This window comes from Enterobacter sp., from assembly GCF_977039595.1.
In genome coordinates this window covers 39656-61185 of the sequence record NZ_CDRQYH010000006.1, presented here as the reverse complement: position 1 = coordinate 61185, position 21530 = coordinate 39656, and the positions used below count along the sequence as shown (strand labels likewise).

The window sequence follows — 21530 nt, the reverse complement described above, 5'->3', positions numbered from 1 at the left end:
GGAGGGGCAAGTATTACTGATTCAACAGCGCCAGAATGTCCTTCGTTCGGGCTTCCATCAGCGCGGTGTCAGCACGGGACTCCACGTTCAGGCGCACCACCGGCTCGGTATTGGACGAGCGCAGGTTAAAGCGCCACTGCGGGAACGCCATGCTGATGCCGTCGGTACGGTCAATTTCCAGCGCGTGAATCGCAAAGTGCTGCTCCACGCGGGCAATCGCCTCGGCCGGCTCCGCCAGCTTGCTGTTGATCTCCCCGCTCGCCGGGAACGCCGCCATACGGTCGCGTACCAGCTCGCCCAGCGTCTGCCCCTTCAGGCACAGCAGTTCGGTCACCAGCAGCCACGGGATCATCCCGCTGTCGCAGTAGGCAAAGTCACGGAAGTAGTGGTGGGCGCTCATCTCGCCGCCGTAGATGGCGTCTTCTTCGCGCATGCGCTCTTTGATGAAGGCGTGGCCGGTTTTGGACATCACCGGCGTGCCGCCCGCTGCTGACACCACGTCGACGGTGTTCCAGGAAAGGCGCGGGTCATGAATGATTTTCGCGCCCGGGTTTTTCTCAAGGAACGCTTCCGCCAGCAGGCCGACAATATAGTAGCCCTCAATGAACTGCCCTTTCTCGTCGAACAGGAAGCAGCGGTCGAAGTCACCGTCAAATGCGATGCCCATGTCCGCACCGTGCTCAATCACCGCGTTGCGGGTGTCGTCGCGGCACTCCGGCAGCAGCGGGTTAGGAATACCGTTCGGGAAGTTGCCGTCCGGGGTGTTGTGCACTTTCACGAAGGTCACCGGCACGTTCAGGGCCTTAAAGCGCGCCTCCAGGGCATCGACAACCGGGCCGGCCGCGCCGTTGCCGGAGTTAATTACCAGCTTCAGCGGCTTCAGGTTTGCCACGTTGATGTAGCCCAGCAGGTGGTCGATGTATTCTTTCTGCAGGTTGATTTTTTTGTAGCTGCCGCGCTTCGCCTCGTTCACCGGCGGGAAATCGTTGGCTTCCGCCAGGCGCTGCACGTCGCGCAGGCCGGTGTCGCCGCTGATAGGACGGGCGCCCTTGCGCACCAGCTTCATCCCGTTGTAGTCCATCGGGTTGTGGCTGGCCGTCACTTCGATACCGCCGTCCACGCCCAGGTGGAACGTGGCAAAGTAAATCTCTTCGGTTCCGGAAAGGCCGATGTCCAGCACGTCCACGCCTGCATCCTGCAGCCCTTTCGCCAGGGCCAGCTTCAGGGATTCACTGGTCAGACGCACGTCACCGCCCAGCACGATGGTCTGCGGTTTTAAGTATTCGCCGTACGCGCGGCCAATGCGCCACGCGATATCTTCATTCAGCTCTTCGCCCAGCTTGCCGCGAATATCGTAGGCTTTAAAACAGGTTAATTTTTCCATGATGACCCCTTTTTCAGGCAACAGTCGGCCCTGACCACTAAATGGCCAAATTGATTTTTTTGTCATTCGTAGGCCCGGTAAGCGTAACGCTACCGGGCATAATGCAGAGTGCTACACCCGCCCGTAGCGGTCCTGGAAGCGCACGATATCGTCCTCTTCCAGATACGAGCCGGAGCGCACCTCAATTAAGTCGAGAGGAATTTTCCCCGGGTTCTCCAGACAGTGCGTCGCCCCCAGCGGAATATAAATTGACTCGTTTTCGCCCAGCAGTTTGACTTCACCGTCGATAGTGACTTTAGCGGTACCCGCAACCACCACCCAGTGCTCGGCGCGGTGATGGTGCATCTGCACCGACAGCCCCTCGCCCGGCTTCACGGTGATGCGTTTCACCTGATAGCGGTCGCCTGCGTCGATGGAATCATATTTACCCCAGGGACGGTAGACTTCACGGTGAATGTGGTGCTCGTGGCGTCCATCCGCCTTGATCTTCTCCACCACTTTTTTAACGTCCTGCACGGCGTTACGGTCAGCAATCAGCACCGCGTCTTTGGTCTGGACCACCACCAGATCCTTAACCCCAACCGTGGTGACCAGGCCGGACTCGGCGTAGACGTAGCTGTTTTCCGTTTTGTGGCTAATGACATCGCCGTGGTGGACGTTACCCTCCGGGGTATGGGCGCTGATCTCCCACAGGGAGGACCAGGAGCCCACGTCGCTCCAGCCCGCATCCATCGGTACCACAACGGCGTCCGCCGTGCGTTCCATCACCGCGTAGTCAATCGACTCTTCCGGGCAGGCGAGGAACGCCTCTTCATCCACGCGGATGAAGTCGAGATCCGGGTCCACCACCGCCATCGCTTTCTCGCAGGCGTGCAGAATATCCGGGCGATATTTGCTCAGCTCTTCCAGATAGCGTCCGGCGCGGAACAGGAACATCCCGCTATTCCAGTAATACTCACCGCTGGCGACATACGCCTGCGCGGTTTCCAGATTCGGTTTTTCAACGAACTGCGCCACGTCAAACGCCACGCTGTCGCCTTCACCCGGCGTCACGTTGCCGCGACGGATGTATCCATAGCCGGTTTCCGGCAGATCCGGCACGATGCCGAAGGTCACCAGCTTGCCGTTTTCAGCGTAAGGAATGGCCGCACGCACCGCGTCGCGGAAGGCCTCTTCCTGCTGGATGACATGGTCTGCCGCCAGCACCAGCATCAGCGGGTCACAGTTCGGGCTGCTGCGTTTTGCCGCCAGCGCCGCCAGGGCGATCGCAGGCGCGGTATTGCGTCCGGCAGGCTCCAGAATGATGTTTTCTGTTAGTTTGTTCAGCTGACGCAGCTGCTCGGCAACAATAAAGCGGTGCTGTTCGTTACAAATCACCACCGGGCTTTCACACTCCACGCCGTGGAGACGGTTCACCGTCGTCTGCAGCATGGTGAGATCCCCTTTCAGGCAGAGGAACTGTTTTGGATAGAGCACGCGGGACAGCGGCCACAACCGGCTACCAGAGCCACCAGCCATCACAACCGGATACAAAGTGGTTTGACTCATGATTTATCCCCGTATATCTGCAATAAATTGGCTCAGCACGTTCTCTTTCTCGAGCGTGCGTTCGGCATATTCACGTGCCACCGTGTTCACTTTTGGCATGGCAAGTGCTTGCTCAATTCCGGTGACCAGCGCCGGAACCGATTCCGGCTCCACGCACACGGCAATCCCCGGATAGCTGTCGCACAGCTGGCCTAATTCAGTTTCGGCTTCGGCCGTAATCACCGCGTTGCCGCCCACTGCCAGAATGTTGGTCAGCTTGGACGGCAGCACCGCGTCAGCCGCGCCGCGTTTTTGCACTACCAGATGGCAGTCGCCCATCTTCAGCAGCGCAGGCAATGCCTCGTAAGACTGAAGCGGGAAGAATTTCACGTTGGTCAGGCCGCGTTCGCTGACCATTTTTTCCAGACGCGCTTTCCCACCGCCCTGCCCGACTATCACAAACGTCCATGGATGTTCGTTCAGCTGTTGAGCCGCTTCAATCACGCTCTCAAGCCCCTGCTTTTCGCCGATGTTGCCTGAGTAAAGAATGATTTTTTGATCTTCAGGCAAACCGAGCTGCGCGCGCAGCGCCTGAGCGTCTTGCTCAGTCACGTCGCGAAAACGCGCCACTTCGGACCAGTTCGGGAAGAAGATCACCTTCTCCGCCGGGACGCCTTTCTCCTGCGCCTTGTTCATCATCGAGCGCGAGATAGTTGAGACGTAATCCACGTTGTGTAAGCCACTGCGCTCAAAGGCGCTGGCGAGCTTCGCCACCTTTCCACCTTTGCTTTTGCCTGCCATCCCCAGGCCCAGCATGGCGTCCACTTCATAATCCTGAATGTGCAGCAGGGTGCGCGCGCCGGAGAGTTTGCCCAGCAGGCGCATGCCCGGCGTGCAAAACAGCGTCGGCACCACGCCGATAATGCGATCCGGCTTCCAGCGACGCTGCGCCATCAGCGGGAAGAAGCTGCTCAGAGCAAAGCTGCCGAGATGAATCAACCGCTTCAGCGTCGAGGGCTGCTTAGGCACATACAGCGGGCAGCGCCAGACGGTCGCTGCGCCCTCTTCGCGACGGTAGCGCCAGCTTGAGTAGCGCTCCCCCACTTTCCATTCCGGGTAGTACGGCGGCGCGGTAATGACCCGCACGTCATGTCCCTGGCTCGCCATCCACTCGACCATCTCGCCGGTGTATTTACCGATGCCGGTTAATTCCGGCGAGTAGTTGATTCCGTATACGAGGATCTTCATAAGCCCGGCACCCCGGACTGACGTTCAGCGAGGAAATAGGCGCGACTGTTGTCATGCACATTGTCGCTCGCCAGCAGCGCCTCTGGCGTCTGCCAGCGGTAGTCGTCGTGCTGAGAATCAGGCAGACGCAGGTCTGCCTCACTCACCTTCAGGCGGAACCCCAGCACGATGTAGTGCGTGGTGAACCCGGTGCCTGAAAAGTTATCGTCATAGAAGTGCTGCCAGACCCCGTAAAACTGGCCCGCTGCCATCGGCAGCTGCAGGCCCAGTTCCGCCAGAGTAAGACGCTCAAACGCATCGGCAAGCGTCTCATCCTTCTGCACGCGCCCGCCGGGCACGAACCAGAAGCCCTGTGCAGGACGGTTGGTTCGTTTCCCCAGCAAGAACTCGCCGCGTTCGTTCTCCACAATCAGATCAATTGAGATGAGCGGAGTGGAACGCACTACCGTGGCAAAATCTTCCTGACTTAAAAACATCGTTACCCCCGGAAGCGGTGCTGGTTTTCCAGGAACCACTGGTAGGTACTGGCCAGCCCCTGCTCCAGTGACACCTCGTGATACCAGCCCAGCTGATGCAGACGGGTCACGTCCAGCAGCTTGCGCGGCGTGCCGTCCGGTTTCGTGGCGTCAAACACCACGCGGCCTTTATAGCCCACCACCTGCGCGATGGTCTGCGCCAGCTCGCGAATGGTGCAGTCCACGCCGGTACCGACGTTGATGTGCGACAGCATCGGCTCGGTGTTCTCTTGCCACACCTCGCGATCCAGCTCCATAACGTGAATGCTGGCCGCAGCCATGTCGTCCACGTGCAGGAATTCACGCATCGGCGTACCGCTGCCCCACACCACCACGTCCGGGGCGTTCTCGGCGGTCGCCTCGTGGAAGCGACGCAGCAGCGCCGGGATCACGTGCGAGTTGCTCGGGTGGAAGTTGTCGTGCGGTCCGTACAGGTTGGTCGGCATCACCGAACGATAGTCGCGGTTGTACTGACGGTTGTAGGACTCGCACAGCTTGATCCCGGCAATCTTGGCAATCGCGTACGGCTCGTTGGTGGCTTCCAGCGTGCCCTGCAGCAGCTCGCTTTCGGCGATCGGCTGTTTCGCCATTTTCGGGTAAATACAGGATGAACCGAGGAACAGCAGCTTGTTCACGTTGTGCAGATGCGCCGCGTGAATAATGTTGCTCTCAATCATCATGTTTTCGTAGATGAAATCCGCCGGATAGGTGTTGTTGGCAACAATGCCACCCACCTTAGCCGCCGCCAGATACACCTGGTCAATGCGTTCGTTAGCAAAGAAGTCCTGTACCGCTTGGCTGTCGAGCAGGTTCAGCTCGTCGCGCGTGCGTACAACCACTTCGACGTCACCGCGCTGTTCGAGCTGGCGAACAATCGCGGAACCTACCATTCCGCGATGACCGGCGACAAAAATACGTTGTTTTGTCATTCTCAGGACTCCAGCGCGATGGCAACCTCGTAGCCATGAGACTTGAGCAGGGAGTGTTTTTTCGCTGCTTCAAGATCTTTGGCTACCATCTCGGAAACCATCTCCTGCAGAGTGGTTTCTGGTTTCCAGCCCAGCTTCTCGTGCGCTTTGGTTGGGTCGCCCAGCAGGGTTTCTACTTCAGCAGGACGGAAGTAGCGCGGGTCAACCTGCACAATCACGTCGCCAGGCTTCACGCCCGGTGCGTCATGGCCGGTCACGGAAACCACGATGCCCTTCTCTTCCACGCCGGTGCCTTCGAAGCGCAGCTTGATGCCCAGCTGTGCGGCAGCCATTTCAACGAACTGACGAACGGAGTACTGCACGCCGGTCGCGATCACGAAGTCTTCTGGCTGTTCCTGCTGCAGCATCATCCACTGCATTTTCACGTAGTCTTTGGCATGGCCCCAGTCACGCAGGGAATCCATGTTGCCAAGGTGCAGGCAAGACTCCAGACCCTGCGCGATGTTGGCGATAGCGCGGGTGATTTTGCGGGTCACGAAGGTTTCGCCGCGACGTGGGGATTCGTGGTTGAACAGAATGCCGTTACAGGCGTACATGCCGTAGGATTCACGGTAGTTCACGGTGATCCAGTAAGCGTACAGTTTCGCTACCGCGTACGGAGAGCGCGGGTAGAATGGCGTGGTCTCTTTCTGCGGGATTTCCTGCACCAGACCGTACAGCTCAGAGGTGGATGCCTGATAGAAACGGGTTTTCTTCTCGAGGCCCAGGAAGCGAATCGCTTCCAGCAGACGCAGCGTGCCCATGGCGTCAACGTCAGCGGTGTACTCCGGGGATTCGAAGGAGACCGCAACGTGGCTCATCGCGCCCAGGTTGTAGACTTCATCCGGCTGCACTTCCTGCAGGATACGGGTCAGGTTGGAGGTATCGGTCAGGTCGCCGTAGTGCAGGTGGAATTTCGGGTTCGCCGCGTGCGGATCCTGATAGATGTGATCCACACGTTCGGTGTTGAAAGAAGACGCACGACGCTTAATACCGTGTACTTCATAACCTTTTTCCAGCAGTAATTCTGCCAGGTAAGAACCATCCTGCCCGGTAACGCCGGTGATGAGAGCGACTTTAGACATGTTTATATTCCTCTACTTATGAATTTAATCAGTTTCAACGCGTTCGCGTATCACCACTGCGGGGTTGCCACGGCAAACTTTATTTGCCGGTAGCGATTTAAAAACGCTGCTGCGGGCACCGACTACCGTGCCATCGCCAACAGATACACCCGGTGCAACAAAAACATCCGTTGCCAGCCAGCATTTTTCGCCAATCACAATAGGCGAGGCGGTAATATCAAAATGCTGACTCATAAAGTCATGGCTTCCGGTACACAAATAACATTTCTGTGAAACCACCGAATTTGCGCCAATCTTAATCTCGCCAAGGGTATATAACACCGCGTCATCCCCTACCCAGGCATAATCCCCGAGCGTTAATTTCCACGGATAGGTAATTTTCACCGAAGGCCGAATGACTACGTTTTTTCCTATTTTTGCGCCAAACAGGCGCAATAAAAATGCTCGCCAGCGGTACAGTATTTGCGGTGACCAGGCAAATAAGGTGGCCTGAACGGCCCACCATAGCTGCACTTTAATACCGCCCGCCCCCCGAAAACCTTTCGGTACGGAGAAACCGTTCAGATCCTGCATTACGTTTCCTTATATTCAGGCTTTGTTATATAAGGCTTTCGTTTTACTCGTGGTGCGCACGCGTAAAAAATAAGACAACTCCGCCCAGAACCCCGGCACGCGTAATATTTTACGCTGTACGTTTTTGGCATCCTGGCACAACTCCAGATTATTCGAGGTTGACACGCCACCCATCGAAAATTCAGATACCAGCCCTTTAATTCGGCGGAACGGGTAACCTGACTTATACAGACTGGCTGCCAGCGCATAATCGGATGACACTTTATACTGCAAATCATAAGGCTGTTTTTTCAGACCTTTTACCGGAAAGAAAATGGCCTGATGGCTGGCGGGCAAACTATGGTAGATATACCAGCCCGGCTTCGCGCTGCGGCACACTTTATGTCCGTCGCCAAAATCAAGCAGCGCATCGCCAATATACATGGCGTCCTCTTTCTGGCGCGCCAGCTGACGGGCAAACAGCGCCACGTCGTCATGGAAAATATCACCCGAATTCAGGAAGATGGCATAACGGCCTTGCGCCATATTGATGCCTTTGTTCATCGCATCGTAGATGCCTTTATCTTTCTCGCTGATGTAGCGTAAGTTGAACTCACCGTTGAGTTTTTCCAGAAACTCCGCCGTGCCATCGTTCGAGCCGCCGTCGACCACAATCCACTCAAAGGTGAGGCTTGGATCGCGCGCCAGGTTGCGCAGCGAGCGCCAGGTTTTTACCACCCCTTCGTAATTACGAAAAGCGACAGTAATGACGCTAAGAAACATAAATCACCTCATTTCGTCATACGTGCGTAATATTAAGCGCTTTGCGCAGAATAAACGGACAGACAATCAAGAAAGCATATTCCGGGCTAAATATTGACCCGGTAAAAAACAGCGACACCGGCGTAAACAGATAAAGTTGCACGCGAAAGTTCTGGTTATCACCAAACGCGTTAATCATCATTTTGAAAACTTTAAACAGATACCACAGCGTCAACAGTACGGCGAACCATGAAAAATAAATAATTAACAGATACAGACCATTGTCTATGGTTTTACCGACATCCGCACCGTTAAAGATTCCGAATGATGCAACATATTCGTAAAGTGAGCCGAATCTTACTACACCATCAATATGGGTTAAGGAATAACCCACCATCACCAGCGGTCCAATGATGCGATAATAGGACGAAGACCCTTCCGTTCCCAAATCACCCAGACGTTCTGAGATGTACGGGAAGGCAAATATCACGCCCACCATAAATACCGTCAGGGAGATAATCGCCAGCGGCAGTTTTTTCTTAATCGCATCTTTGTTCAGGTACTGAAACGCCCATTCCAGCAGGTAAAACAGGATAAATGTCATTACCCCTGAGAACGATCCAGAGAGAACAATTCCTGCAAGAATCATAGCATCGGTCTTAGGCGTTTTGATACCAAACTGTTTGATGCTGAGCCAAATTGAGATTAACGCCAGAGCGAAAAACGCCGGTTCAAAATAGAGGGCCGTGGTACGCTTCCCGCCGAACTTGATGAAGTTCAATACATAGCTGTTGCTGTAAATGAGATATTTCGAAATTATCTCCATCAGGCTGCTGCCGCCGGTAAGAATAATTTGCGCCATCTCCATTGCAGCAAGCATAACAATTAACGCAACGGCAATATAAAAGAACCTGAGGATTTTCCGATAATTGTGTGGAGAAATCGTTTTGAAGCGAATACTCCAGACCATTCCGATAATAATAACGATATAAACAAACAGCATGGTCGAGGTGACGTATTTACTGGCATCCAGCGACTGGCCAAAGATGTAGTTAAACAGCGTCAGGCCCGTGCCCAACCCTAAGGCAATCATCAGCTTCTTAAGGTTGATTTTATCGACATACAGCAAAAGCAGAACGGGCAAGAAGGTGACGATGGTTATCGGGAAGCTTTCGCCGAGCTGGGCAATTTTGACGTTGACCAGCAGGTAGATCAGCGGCAGCAGCAGATAACTACAGATTCTGATAGAACGAGACATATTCCTCCAGCATCTGTTGTCCACTGTAGGCCTTGCGGCTGCGGTTGCGGAACGATTCCAGGTCAGTGCCAAAAACGGCCTGAGCGATCAGCGCCTTCGGCAGCTGAACCAGCGGCAGAACCTCCTGCTCGGCAAAAGTTTTGCCGCCGGATTTTTCCAGCACTTCACGTGCCGCATCGCTGTGGGTGGCAATCACCGGCACGCCGATGGAGAGCGCTTCACAAAGGATCAGCGGATAGTTATCCACGCGTGAACTGAATACCAGCGCATCCATTTCATTAAGCGCGCTCATCAGCTTGCGCTTATCAGTTTCAAACCCGTGGTTCACCACGTTAGCCCCTTCGAACGGGGAAAATTTGCCGAAGGTATGAAGCTCAATTTTGTCACCCAGCGCCATCATGTCGCGCACCAACTGCTGGTTGGTTTTCCCGTCGTAGCGCAGGTCATGCGCAACGATAGCGATTTTCGGTTTGCCCGCGGTTTCTGCCACCGGCGTCAGCTCGGCGAGAATGGCTTCCGTCGCCACGTCGATGCCGTTGTTAATAATCTGACAGCGCCCTGCCCCGTACAGGCTGTTGAAGGCATCGGCCACGTGCTGGCTCGGGGAGATAAACGTACAGCCGAGCGACAGCATGTCGCGGAAAAGCTGGCGCTTTCCGGCGACCAGCTGATGCGCGCGATCCACCTTCACCGGCGGATAGTTGCTCAGCGTCGGGCATTTCTGGCAATTGTTTTTCCAGCCTTCGCAGCCGTCGGTAAACGCGCAGCGCCCGGTTACGCTCCAGTGATCGTGCAGCGTCCAGACAAAGCGGGTGTCGGGCTTGTGGGCCTGCACCTTCTGGCAAAACGCCACCACCTCTTCCAGATTCAGCCAGTAGCTGTGCAGCACGTGAAAATGCAGCACAACCGGGCCGGTGGTACGGGTTACCGTGCGGTACAACGTGTTCAGGTTGCCAAACAGATCGCGGTTAAACAGACGGAACAGCGCAATGTTAGCAATCGAGGTCAAACGCGGCGTGTGCTTATGCACCTGCGGGAAATTATCGTGGCTAACGCTTTTCTTGCCGCCTTTGCCATAGCCGTAAATAAAACGAGACTGGAGTCCTTTTTGCAGCGCGCGCTGGTGCAGATCCAGCGCCACCCCTGCCGCTCCGCCTTCTGCGAGGCGTACGTTAAATTGCAGAATGTTCATTTAATCACCTTCACGCGGGCTTTTTCTCCCACCACCAGCGCGTTATCCGGAATGCTGTCCAGCACCACGCTGCCAGCACCAATCGTGACGTTATTACCAATCGTAATGTCACCGATGATCACCACGTTCGCGCCCAGCTCGACGTTATTGCCGATAACCGGGCAGGCCAGGCTGTCCGGCCCGCGGTTGCCCATGGTCACCCCATGGCGGATGGTGAAATCATCCCCGGCAACCACGAACTTGTTGATCACCACCGCATAGCCGTGATGGATGGTAAAGCGGCGGCCAATGGTGGCAGCGGCCTGAATTTCATAGCCAAAAAAGCATTCGGTAATGATGCGGTACAGCACCAGCACGGGTGCCGCCCAGATATTGTTCAGCACATTTTTCTTGCGCCACACCGAGCAAAAGTGCGCGATGCGGTACGCCAGAACCATGCAGCACGGACGCAGGCTCCAGCTGTTAGCGCGGCAATCTTCCAGAAACATTATTTCCCCCGAAGTCCATCAGCCAGACGCTTGCCGTTACGCACGGACAGCAGCGTCAGCAGCGTGCGCCACTTCATGCGCTTATTGCGGATCTGATAGAGGGTAAAGAGCTGATATTTACGGCTGGCACGGTCAAACTTGTCCTTGTGCTTGCGGTAAAAATGGAAGTAGCCGGAGAACTTCTTCGGCGAGGAAGTGATTTGCATCTCCCCGTGGTTGATGTGCAGGATTTGCGTAGCCTCTTCCACTTTCCACGGCTCGCCGTATTCCACCACCATGCGCAGGAAAATATCGTAATCCTGCGCGGCCTTGAGTTCGGTATCAAACAGGCACTCTTTGAAACGCCAGGCCCAGGTGAATACCTGGTTACCAATGATGTTGCGCTTGTAGAACAGGCGGCGTGAGTACGGTGATTTCGGGTACAGCGGCAGGCTGGCGGGCTGCGAGTAGACCTCGCCCTGGCAGACATAGTCGTTGGCGTACAGGAAAGCGTGCGTAACCAGCTGTTCTTTATGCGACAGGAAAATAGACAGGCGGTTAGGCGTCCATTCGTCATCGTCGTCGATTCCGGTGAGATACTGCCCTTTGGCCTGCATAATCGCCTGATTACGCACCGCACAGGCGCCGGAGTTGATGGCGTTGTGGGTATAGACCACCCGCGGGTCGTTGAGGTCAGTCACAAACTTTTGCAGCTGTTCATACGAGGAAGAGCAGTCATCAACGATGATCAGCTCCCAGTTATCGTAATCCTGACGTAACACCGACTTGATTGCGCGGATCGCCAGCTGCTGACGATTCCATGTCGGCATATAGATTGAAACTAAAGGGCGTTGTGTGGTCATGATCTTCCCCTGATCCCTCACCCCGCCCCTCTCCCCTCGGGAGAGGGTTAGGGTGAGGGGGATTGTTATTTGCTGTCAGACTTATATTCGTACTCGTAATACCCGTAATCCTGGTACCCGGTCGCGCGGCGGAAGATGGAGTTCAGGATCACCCCTTTCACCTCAATCCCGTTCTGCTCGAAGCGACTCAGGCTGGTTTCCACCTCTTTCAGGGTGTTCACCGCGTAACGCGCTACCATCAGCGTGGTGCCCGCATGGCGGCCAACAACGGCTGCGTCGGTCACGGCCAGAATTGGCGGCGTATCGATCAGCACCAGGTCGTAGTTTTTGCTCGCCCACTCCACCAGTTCGGTGAAGCGTTCGCTCATCAGCAGTTCGGACGGGTTAGGCGGCACCTGACCGCGTGGGATCAGATCGAATTTCGGCACCGTTGTAGGTTTCGCGCTCTGGCTGATGTCACCTTTACCGAGCAGGATTTCCGACAGACCGTTAACGTTGTTGGTACCCAGCAGCTCGTGGGTGTAGCCCTTACGCATATCGCAGTCGATCAGCAGCACACGCTTGTTGGTCTGGCTGACAACGGCCGCCAGGTTGGCGCAGACGAAGGTTTTACCGATTGACGGGCTAACGCCGGTTAACATCAGGACGTTGTTTTTGGCCTGCATCATCGCGAAGTGCAGGCTGGTGCGCAGGCTGCGGATCGCTTCGATAGCGAGGTCGGTTGGGTTACCCACCGCCAGAAGCTGGCTCTGTTTGTAACGCTTAACGCCCTTGATGGTTTTCACGCTGTCACGGGATTTTTGCCACTCAGACAGCGGAATGCTGGCATAGACGTTGATACCGCTCTCTTCCAGCACCTGCGGGCTTTCGATTCCGCGGTTGAACAGCGAACGCAGCAGTACACCGACGATGGAGAGCATCAGGCCGAGAATAATGCTGCCGAGAATAATCAGCGCTTTCTTCGGCTTCAGCACCCCTGGCTGGGTAATCGCCGGGTCGACAATACGCACGTCACCGACGGTACTGGCTTCGGTGATTTTCAGCTCCTGCTGCTTGTTCAGCAGCTGCATGTAAACCTGCTGTCCGGACTCCACGTCGCGGGTCAGACGCACGATCTCCTGCTGCGTTTTCGGCATCGCGGTCACGCGGTCATTGAGCTTCGCCTTCTCCTCTTCCAGCGTACGGCGTTTCTCCAGCAGCGTGCGGTAGGCCGGGTGGCGTTTGGTATAAAGCTTGGAAATTTCCGCCTCTTTGAAGGTCAGCTCGTTGAGCTGCGCATCAATGTTGACCATCGAATCAAGGACCGATTTTGCCTCAAGCGGCAGGTCAACGGAGTCTTTATCCTGACGATAAGCGTTCAGCTTGTTCTCGGCTTCATCCAGATGGGCGCGCACTTCCGGAAGCTGTTTTGACAGGAACGCCAGGCTTTTCGCCGCTTCCGCCGACTTACGCTCGACGTTCTGCTCAAGGTAGTTGCGGGTAATGCTGTTCAGGATGTCGCGGATTTGATCCTTATCTTCACCGGTAAAGGTCATGCTCAGCACGCCGGTGTCCTTACCGTTTTCGGTGACGGTCAGGTTGTTTTGCAGATTGTTGATCATCCCCAGCGTGGAGAATTTGGTGACGGTGAATTCACCGCCCTCCTGGGCGTTAATCGCGCTGACCATCATGCTGACGCCGTCTTTGGTCAGCATCTGCCCCACTTCACCGCGGGCGCTAAAACCTGCGTCGCTGGTTAGCTGATACTGTTTCGGGCCAAGCACCGTCAGGGTAAACGTCTGATCGGCAGCCCCTTTCGGCAGCACGAAGTCAGTGACTTTCACCGTGTCATTGCTTCGCCCCATCAGACGGTCCCAGCCGGCACCAAAGACTGGGAAGGTATTTTTGGTGACGGAGATATCGAGCCCGAGATCGTGAACCGTTTTACCCAGCACCAGACGTGACTGGATGAGCTGAATTTCAGCGTCGGATGCCGGTGGTTTGTTCGCCAGCGCGGAGCCGATATCCTGCACCAGCGAGTTGCCGGTATTCTGCTCGATCTGCACCAGCGCGTCGGCGCTGTAGATAGGGGTGGCGAACAGCGTATAAACGACGGCCGCCGCGGCGAATACGGCGGTAATGCCAAGCACCCACCACTTTGCCTCTACAACAGTGCCGACCAGGCGCCCAATATCAATTTCATCACTGCCCGAAGTCGGGGCGGCAGAAGGTCTTGTTTTTTCTGTCATTGTTATCCCTGCTGAACTTTCAGTGCCTGCGCCCACTGTTGGGCAGACTGGTCAAGTAAGGTGTAAACCGCCTCAAAGGCCTCATGGCTTTTGCGATACGGATCGGGGATTTCACGTTCATTGTCCCAGTGACCAAACAGCATCACCTTGCCGCGCATCTCCGGAGCGATATCGCACAGCGCATGAATATGGCGTTTTTCCATCGTCAGGATCAGGTCATACTCCCGGCACATGCGGCCAGTGACCTGGCGGGCCACGTGACCGTCAAGAGAGAGGTGATGATCCCGCGCTACGCTCGTTGCGCGCTCATCGGCACCTTTACCGACCAGTGCACCCAGCCCTGCCGAATCAACGGTTAGTTCGGGCTGGTAGTGTTTCAACAACCGTTCAGCCGTAGGGGAACGGCAAATGTTCCCCACGCATACCACCAGAATTTTGTTAAACATCGCGGATTACCAGGTATGAATGTCGCGCGCCGTATCCGTCATGTAGCGAACGCCACTGATGGTTGGCAGCAACTGGTTGATCAGACGGTTCCAGCGGGCAACCGGCGCGGTGGTGACATACACCACATCGTATGGCTGGAGACGGAACTCCGTCGCCATCACCAGAGAAGTCGCATCGGACATATCCAGCTGGTAGATGTTGGCAATCTTGCCTTTCGCGCTGCCCTCACCTTTCAGCGGACGGATCACGAAGATACCGGTCGCGTTAGAGGTCGTCAGATCGATACCCTCAGCATTGCCCAGCGCTTCGGTCAGCGTCATACCGCTGAAGTCCATCTTGAGGGTGCTCTGTTTCTTCACTTCACCCATCACGAAGACTTTCAGATCGTCATTGCGCGGCACGTAGAGAATGTCGCCCGGATAAAGCAGGCGGTTCTGGGTCAGATCGCCGTTTTGCATCAGCGCCTGCAGCGAAATGCGCTGCTCTTTCCCGTTGTGGGTGAGCACGACGTTGCGCCAGTCGGCACCGTCGGTTAACCCGCCCGCGGCGTTGATGGCATCCAGTACGGTCAGAGGAACGTTGGTGATGGCCTGCTGGCCGGATTTGTTCACCTGGCCGGAGATATAGGCTTTTTGCGAGCGGAATGCGGCGATATTAACGTCCACCTGCGGATCGGCGATGTACTGCGCTAAGCGGCCGGTAATATCACTACGGATCTCGGCAAGCGTTTTCCCCGCAACATGGACTTTACCAATGTAGGGATAGAACATGGTGCCATCTGACTGCACCCAGTTACCGGTGTCGCTTGAGCTGCGGTACTGGCCCGCAGGCGTGGTCAGTTCAGGGTGGTCCCAGACGGTCACGTTGATCACGTCACCCGGCCCCACGCGATACTGGTAGGACGCAATTTCCTGGTCCAGCGACATATTCGGCTGGGCAACATTCGGACGTGGACGTAATTGTTCGACCAGACGAGGCGTAAGTGGATAAACATTCACCATTTTGTCGAGATCAAAATCGGCATCCTGTTGCTTGATCACATCCTTACCCATTGTTGACATATTGCTGCCGGGAAAGACCGTGCAACCACTCATCAAGGTCACAGACACCAATAATGGCATCAATTTCATTTTGGATTTCATCATTGATTATTTATCACTTTGGCAGAGTAATTATCCTGTGCAATTTAAATAAGCTCGAGTCGTATTGGGTTTCAGCATGCAGTTAATCAAATAGAAATATAACTGGCATCAGTCCTAAAAAAAGCTTATTCATCCATTGGCTCTTGACAGAATAATCGAGGCTGATTCACACGCTTTCAGGCACGCTACCGCCCTTGGCTTTCAGTTACCAATCCACTGACTAAACAATGTGTTATGGATAGACACCCTCTTGAGCAAGGTCTTCTGGAAATATATCAGTCGCTTGAGAAACCCGACGAATAATGAATAACCATCCCTGAAGACCGAACATTAATAGCAACACCGAGATTTAACATTTGATGCTGGGAGAATTGTTGCAGCTAACCTAATAGCAGGCAAGGAGACAACTGTCCTAATATCGGTTTTTAAGATTAATATTAAGAGCAAATTTTTGACCTTTTAGGATTTTCTTTATATTGACAAAATGAAAGTAAAAATCATCGCCTGCGATATATCCTAAAATGCTTTCCCTGTAATTAAATATACGTATTTCGCTTATTTACAGATTATTGAGAATGCTCTCTTTTGTACCCGTCGTATTAAGAGAAATCTCAGCCCGGCATTGCAATTTCCCCCAGCTTTATCCATGATCGAAGTGTGACATTTGTCATATTACAGAAGGTATTGCTATTACTATGGAATGGATTGCCGATCCCTCAATCTGGGCCGGGCTGGTTACGCTGGTCGTCATCGAGCTGGTGCTCGGGATTGATAATCTGGTCTTTATCGCCATCCTCGCTGAAAAACTGCCTCCTTCCCAGCGCGACCGCGCGCGCGTAACGGGTCTGCTGCTGGCTATGGTGATGCGGCTACTGCTGCTGGCCTCTATCTCCTGGCTGGTGACGCTCACTCAGCCTCTATTCTCCATTCACGGTCTGAGCTTTAGCGCCCGCGACTTGATCATGCTCTTCGGCGGGTTGTTCCTGCTGTTTAAAGCCACCGTGGAGCTCAACGAGAGGCTGGAGGGCAAAGACAGCGAGAACCCGACCCAGCGCCGCGGGGCGAAATTCTGGCCGGTGGTGGCGCAAATCGTGGTGCTGGATGCGGTCTTCTCCCTTGACTCGGTGATCACCGCCGTCGGGATGGTGGACCACCTTGCGGTGATGATGGCCGCAGTCATTATTGCCATCACGCTGATGGTAATGGCCAGCAAGGCGCTGACCCGCTTCGTGAACAGTCACCCGACCATCGTGATCCTCTGTCTGAGCTTCCTGCTGATGATTGGCTTTAGCCTGGTGGCCGACGGCTTTGGCTTCCATATTCCGAAAGGCTACCTGTATGCCGCCATCGGATTCTCCGTCATGATTGAAGCGCTTAACCAGCTGGCGATATTTAACCGCCGCCGCTTCCTTTCCGCGAATCAGACCCTGCGTCAGCGCACGGCCGACACGGTTATGCGCCTGTTAAGCGGTAAGAAAGAGGATGCCGAGCTTGACGCCGAATCCTCCGCCATGCTGGCCGATCACAGCGACGGGCAGATCTTTAACCCGCAGGAACGGCTGATGATTGAGCGGGTGCTCAATCTCAATCAGCGGACGGTTAGCAGCATCATGACATCGCGACATGACATTGAACATATCGACCTGACGGCCCCGGAAGCGCACGTTCGCGCCCTGCTGGATAAAAACCAGCACACCCGCGTGGTGGTGACCGGCGGTGAAGAAGAAGATGAGCTGCTGGGCGTGGTGCACGTTATTGACCTGCTCCAGCAGCAGCTTCACGGTGAGCCGCTCAATCTTCGCGTCCTGGTTCGCCAGCCGCTGGTATTCCCGGAAGGGCTACCGCTGCTTTCCGCCCTGGAGCAATTCCGTAACGCGCGCACGCACTTTGCCTTTGTAGTAGATGAGTTTGGTTCAGTGGAAGGGCTGGTCACGCTCAGCGACGTGATGGAAACCATCGCCGGTAATCTGCCTAACGAGGTGGATGAGATTGACGCGCGCCACGACATTCAGAAAAACGCAGACGGCTCCTGGACGGCTAACGGCCACATGCCGCTGGAAGACCTGGTGCAATATGTCCCACTGCCGCTGGATGAAAAACGGGAATATCACACCATTGCCGGCCTGCTGATGGAGTACTTGCAGCGTATCCCGCAGCCGGGAGAAGAGATTCAGGTGGGAGACTATCTGCTCAAAACACTGCAGATTGAAAACCATCGCGTGCAGAAGGTTCAACTCATTCCGCTGCGGGATGAAGAAGAACTGGATTTTGAGGTATAAAAAAGCCGGGTGGCGCTTCGCTTACCCGGCCTACGATGTTCGGTTTTTGTAGGCCGGGTAAGGCGAAGCCGCCACCCGGCACAACGGACATCACAGCTTATCCAGCAGCTTTTTCACATCCTTGCCGTCCTGTGAATCTTTATTACGATCCGCCCAGCCGCTAAGCCGACGTTTCGCTTCATCCTGCAGATGCTTGCGCAGGATCTGATCCACCTGCAGGCTGTAATTCAGTGACTGCCATTTGCCGTATACGGTCAGCGGGACCGGCGTCTCTTTCAGGAAGTCGATGAGCTTGCTTTCACCCTGCCAGCCGGAAAGTACCCGAACGTTAAAGCGCGTATCCGCCGTCTCTTTCACCAGATCCAGTTTGCCTTCACCGGTCACTGATAAGAGTGAAGAGGCGCCCTGCATTCCGTCGAGAGTAAGCTGTCCGTTGTCCAGCGTAAGGTCCGCGGTGAAGCTCTCGAGGCGCGTGGCGCTGTCGTAGTTATCCTGGGCTTTTACATCGCTGCTGCGCTCAACCGCCTGCTGCACCAGCTGCTGGAAGTTAAGCCCTTCCATACGGGAATCTTTCAGATCGAGATGCGCCTGCCCCTGCCACTCGCGGCGGAAAGCATCGGCATCAATTTGCGAACCTGAGAAGTCACCCGCGAGCGTCAACTGCCCCGTCAGGGATATCGGGTAGTTAAACGCCTTCAGGATGGTGCCTATCTCAACATTGTCGAGACGCGGCTGGAATTCGGCGCTGGCAACGTCTTTACGGACATCCAGCGTACCGGGCAGCGAGAGGTTTCCTGCGCCCATCTTACCGCTCAGTTCGGAGATCACCAGCAAACCGTTATGGTTAAACATCTGGCTGCTCACGTCGGTAAAGTCCATGCCTCGCCAGCGCAGGCTATTGGCTTTCAACAGAATATCCGCCGTGAATCCACGCAGGGCGTTATAGTCGGGCTGATCGAGATTAGACGAGATAACCGGACGTGATACCGGTGCCTGGCTTTGCCCCGTCTGCGTGGCATCGCTGTCCGTGGCGCTGGCTGGCAGAGGCGGCAACAGGTTTTCAAGGTTGAGCCTGTCAAACTGCAGATTCAGCACCCACTTCGGCTTCTCTTCGAGCGTGACGCTCGCCTGCCCCTTCAGGCTACTGTCATTAGCCTGCAGGTTGAGATTATCCAGCTCCAGCTGTTTTTGTTCTTCGCGCCATACGGCCTGCAGCGTTCCCTGACCGGCGATCCCCTGGGCGGGAAGATCGGCGCCCGTCAGCTGCCAGTTAAGCTGCTGGATATCAGCCGTGAGCTGATGCGGGTAGTCTGACGCATTCACATTCGCATTCAGCGACAGGGTCAAATCACGCTGATCGCGATTCACGCGTCCGCTAAACTCTACCGTCGCAAGGTGGTGAGCATCCTGTTCCATCTGTAGGTTAATGTCGCGAACGGTCACCTGCTCCTGGTGTTCATGCTGGAAAACTAACACGCTATCGGCAACTTTCAGCTTGCCGATATCAAAAGACCAGCCAGTATCGGACGGCTCATCAGGAAGGGTATTCTCGCGCGGCGCGACCGGCGCATTTGCATCACGCACGGCTTCGGTTTGTGGGGTGAGCTGAATCACCGCGCCTTTCAGCATCACCTGCTTAACCTGCAGCTGATGGGAAATGAGCGGGATCAGCGCCACATCAAGGCGCATGTTGTCTGCGGACACCAGCGGCTGGGACGCTCCCGGCGCGGTGAGCGACATGCGGCCAGAGAGAATGCTGAGCTGCGGCCAGACGTGCCAGCGCAGCGGCCCGTCAAGATTCAGTTGATAACCACTGCGTGCCTCGACCTGCCGCACCATGTAAGTGCGGAAATCGTTGGGGTTAACCAGCAGAACCAACGCCGAAAGGCCAGCCACCAGCACCACCAGCAAAATCATCAGCGTTGTCAGAACTCTTCTCATGGCATCCTCAATGGGCTAACGATCAGTCTTTATCAATGCGGCTGGCAACCGCGCCCTGCTGGTCGCGATATTTTGCGTCCTGCCGACGGTTATAAGGACGATCTGCCGGGCCTGACAGCGGTTCAAAACTTAACGCGCCGATCATCATTCCCGGACGCAGCGCCAGCGGCAATTTACCGGCATTGAAGAATTCCAGAACGATACGCCCCGACCAGCCGGGATCGATACGGTGCGCGGTCACGTGAACCATCAGCCCCAGTCTCGCCAGCGAAGAACGGCCATCAAGCCAGCCGACCAGGTCCGCAGGCAGGGTTACAGATTCAAACGTCACCGCCAGGGCCAGTTCACCCGGATGCAGATAAAAAGCTTCGCCCTCGTCGATAACGATTTCGTCACTCATCACACGATCGAGCGCAGCGCTGACTTCGTCCTTCGGCCCGCTGAGGTCAATGAACGGTGCGGTATGGCCGCTAAAGGTGCGGAATTTATTCCCCAACCGTACATCAACGGTCACACCATTGATACGCTCAATGGGTGGACGTGGGGTAATAGACAAACGGCCTTCATCCAGCCAGGCTTCTATATCGCGATCACAAAGACGCATGGCACTTTCTCCTTTCATGCATCGTACCCTGAGGCGGTAAGCGCTCAGGGTAAAACCAGGTTATCTCTGAACGGTACACAATTCACGCGGCTTATTCAAAAAACTGGCTGATTTTCGCTTTTAAGATATCTATAGCAATGCGGTTTTTACCCCCGCGCGGCACAATGATATCGGCGTATTGTTTGGATGGCTCAATAAACTGCAGGAACATCGGGCGAACCGTTTTCTGGTATTGCGCCATGACGGAGTCCATCGAACGGCCACGCTCGTTAACGTCACGCTTGATGCGGCGCATCAGGCAGATATCCAGCGGAGTATCAACGAAAATCGAGAAGTTCATGGATTCACGCAGGCGGGCGTCGGTCAGGAGCAGGATGCCTTCGAGGATAATGACCTTCTTCGGCTCGATGCGGATGGTTTCCTGGGTGCGGGTGTGTTCTACGTAACTGTAAACGGGCAGTTCAATCGCCTGGCCGCTCTTAAGCGCTTCTAAATGCTGGAACAGCAAGCTGTGATCCATTGCATTTGGGTGGTCATAGTTCGTTTTAACGCGCTCTTCCATCGACAGATGGGATTGATCTTTGTAATAGCTGTCTTCGGGAATGACGCCGATATGCTCATCACCTACTTGTTCACGCAGTTCGCGATAAAGCGTACTGGCAATTAGACTTTTACCTGAAGCCGATGCGCCGGCGATGCCTATAATGACGCACTGATGAGACTTATCAGTCATAAATTTAGCGACCTGATTAACCTGGATGTTAAGGAAGGACGACGCCGGAGCGTCAAACGCGGCAATTATAGGGATTTCGCGGGCGTGATACCAGTCGAATGCACAGGTTCTGCGAGACTGGCCTAAAAGTGACGTCTTATTCCCTGAGTGAAATTTAAATGAACGTTTTTTCAGCGTTTAACCGTTTTTTTTCACGGCGCTTCTATTTAATAAGTCTGTGGTGTCAAATTCTGAGCGGTCACCATATGAATTGTAAATTGTTTGTACTAGCATAAACCAAATTATCAAATTCACGCGTTCGGACATCTTCCCTGACGGCATGGCGTCTCTGGATA

General features: G+C 55.0%; 19 protein-coding genes. 1 reads left to right on the top strand and 18 read right to left on the bottom strand.

All coding sequences use genetic code 11. From position 1 onward, the window contains the following. Window positions 1-13: 13 nt before the first annotated feature. The 15 genes from cpsG to ACWYRJ_RS03505 all read right to left on the bottom strand — a co-directional run bounded on the left by cpsG (window position 14) and on the right by ACWYRJ_RS03505 (window position 15641). Window positions 14-1384 carry a colanic acid biosynthesis phosphomannomutase CpsG gene (gene cpsG / locus ACWYRJ_RS03575; protein ID WP_047647343.1) on the bottom strand — a complete coding sequence of 457 codons (1371 nt, stop codon included), beginning with the start codon at window positions 1382-1384 and terminating at the stop codon, window positions 14-16. A gap of 111 nt (window positions 1385-1495) precedes the next feature. Beyond that, window positions 1496-2932, bottom strand: a complete 1437-nt coding sequence (cpsB, locus tag ACWYRJ_RS03570; protein ID WP_111965778.1) for a mannose-1-phosphate guanyltransferase — start codon at window positions 2930-2932, stop codon at window positions 1496-1498. A 3-nt stretch (window positions 2933-2935) separates the two neighbouring features. Next, window positions 2936-4159: a colanic acid biosynthesis fucosyltransferase WcaI gene (gene wcaI / locus ACWYRJ_RS03565; RefSeq protein WP_111965779.1), complete on the bottom strand. Its 1224-nt coding sequence runs from the start codon at window positions 4157-4159 to the stop codon at window positions 2936-2938. Beyond that, entirely contained in the window at window positions 4156-4635 is a 480-nt protein-coding gene (locus ACWYRJ_RS03560) for a GDP-mannose mannosyl hydrolase (RefSeq protein WP_115875796.1), read from the bottom strand. The genes wcaI and ACWYRJ_RS03560 overlap by 4 nt, the downstream gene beginning before the upstream one ends. 2 nt (window positions 4636-4637) lie before the next feature. Next, a complete protein-coding gene (gene fcl / locus ACWYRJ_RS03555; RefSeq protein WP_455507427.1) occupies window positions 4638-5603 on the bottom strand; it encodes a GDP-L-fucose synthase in 966 nt (321 codons plus the stop codon). A gap of 2 nt (window positions 5604-5605) precedes the next feature. Then, complete coding sequence (gene gmd, locus ACWYRJ_RS03550; RefSeq protein WP_003863514.1) at window positions 5606-6727, bottom strand: GDP-mannose 4,6-dehydratase; 1122 nt, start codon at window positions 6725-6727, stop codon at window positions 5606-5608. A gap of 24 nt (window positions 6728-6751) precedes the next feature. Continuing rightward, window positions 6752-7300: a colanic acid biosynthesis acetyltransferase WcaF gene (gene wcaF / locus ACWYRJ_RS03545; RefSeq protein WP_455507426.1), complete on the bottom strand. Its 549-nt coding sequence runs from the start codon at window positions 7298-7300 to the stop codon at window positions 6752-6754. Window positions 7301-7315: 15 nt separating this feature from the next. Continuing rightward, window positions 7316-8062 (bottom strand): colanic acid biosynthesis glycosyltransferase WcaE, encoded by a 747-nt coding sequence (gene wcaE / locus ACWYRJ_RS03540; protein WP_008499420.1) that lies wholly within the window; start codon window positions 8060-8062, stop codon window positions 7316-7318. Between the two features lie 16 nt (window positions 8063-8078). Further along, window positions 8079-9299: a colanic acid polymerase WcaD gene (wcaD, locus tag ACWYRJ_RS03535; protein WP_008499419.1), complete on the bottom strand. Its 1221-nt coding sequence runs from the start codon at window positions 9297-9299 to the stop codon at window positions 8079-8081. Further along, window positions 9274-10491, bottom strand: a complete 1218-nt coding sequence (gene wcaC, locus ACWYRJ_RS03530; RefSeq protein ID WP_455507425.1) for a colanic acid biosynthesis glycosyltransferase WcaC — start codon at window positions 10489-10491, stop codon at window positions 9274-9276. The genes wcaD and wcaC overlap by 26 nt, the downstream gene beginning before the upstream one ends. After that, entirely contained in the window at window positions 10488-10979 is a 492-nt protein-coding gene (wcaB, locus tag ACWYRJ_RS03525; protein ID WP_111965783.1) for a colanic acid biosynthesis acetyltransferase WcaB, read from the bottom strand. The genes wcaC and wcaB overlap by 4 nt, the downstream gene beginning before the upstream one ends. Continuing rightward, on the bottom strand, window positions 10979-11821 hold the full coding sequence (gene wcaA, locus ACWYRJ_RS03520; protein ID WP_455507424.1) for a colanic acid biosynthesis glycosyltransferase WcaA: 843 nt from the start codon (window positions 11819-11821) through the stop codon (window positions 10979-10981). Before wcaA ends, wcaB begins: the two co-directional genes overlap by 1 nt. A gap of 65 nt (window positions 11822-11886) precedes the next feature. Then, complete coding sequence (gene wzc / locus ACWYRJ_RS03515) at window positions 11887-14049, bottom strand: tyrosine-protein kinase Wzc (protein ID WP_111965784.1); 2163 nt, start codon at window positions 14047-14049, stop codon at window positions 11887-11889. Window positions 14050-14051: 2 nt separating this feature from the next. Beyond that, complete coding sequence (wzb, locus tag ACWYRJ_RS03510; protein WP_023312405.1) at window positions 14052-14495, bottom strand: low molecular weight protein-tyrosine-phosphatase Wzb; 444 nt, start codon at window positions 14493-14495, stop codon at window positions 14052-14054. A 6-nt stretch (window positions 14496-14501) separates the two neighbouring features. Continuing rightward, a complete protein-coding gene (locus ACWYRJ_RS03505; protein ID WP_014170829.1) occupies window positions 14502-15641 on the bottom strand; it encodes a polysaccharide export protein in 1140 nt (379 codons plus the stop codon). Window positions 15642-16333: 692 nt separating this feature from the next. Here ACWYRJ_RS03505 and ACWYRJ_RS03500 point away from each other — a divergent pair. Then, window positions 16334-17917 carry a TerC family protein gene (locus tag ACWYRJ_RS03500; protein ID WP_455507423.1) on the top strand — a complete coding sequence of 528 codons (1584 nt, stop codon included), beginning with the start codon at window positions 16334-16336 and terminating at the stop codon, window positions 17915-17917. 90 nt (window positions 17918-18007) lie between these two features. Here ACWYRJ_RS03500 and asmA read toward each other — a convergent pair whose 3' ends face one another. The 3 genes from asmA to udk form a co-directional block, all read right to left on the bottom strand. Continuing rightward, window positions 18008-19858 carry an outer membrane assembly protein AsmA gene (gene asmA / locus ACWYRJ_RS03495; RefSeq protein WP_455507422.1) on the bottom strand — a complete coding sequence of 617 codons (1851 nt, stop codon included), beginning with the start codon at window positions 19856-19858 and terminating at the stop codon, window positions 18008-18010. Between the two features lie 22 nt (window positions 19859-19880). Further along, window positions 19881-20462, bottom strand: coding sequence for a dCTP deaminase (gene dcd, locus ACWYRJ_RS03490; RefSeq protein WP_111965787.1), 582 nt, complete (start codon window positions 20460-20462; stop codon window positions 19881-19883). A 91-nt stretch (window positions 20463-20553) separates the two neighbouring features. Further along, a complete protein-coding gene (gene udk / locus ACWYRJ_RS03485; protein ID WP_008500855.1) occupies window positions 20554-21195 on the bottom strand; it encodes a uridine kinase in 642 nt (213 codons plus the stop codon). Window positions 21196-21530: the final 335 nt, after the last annotated feature.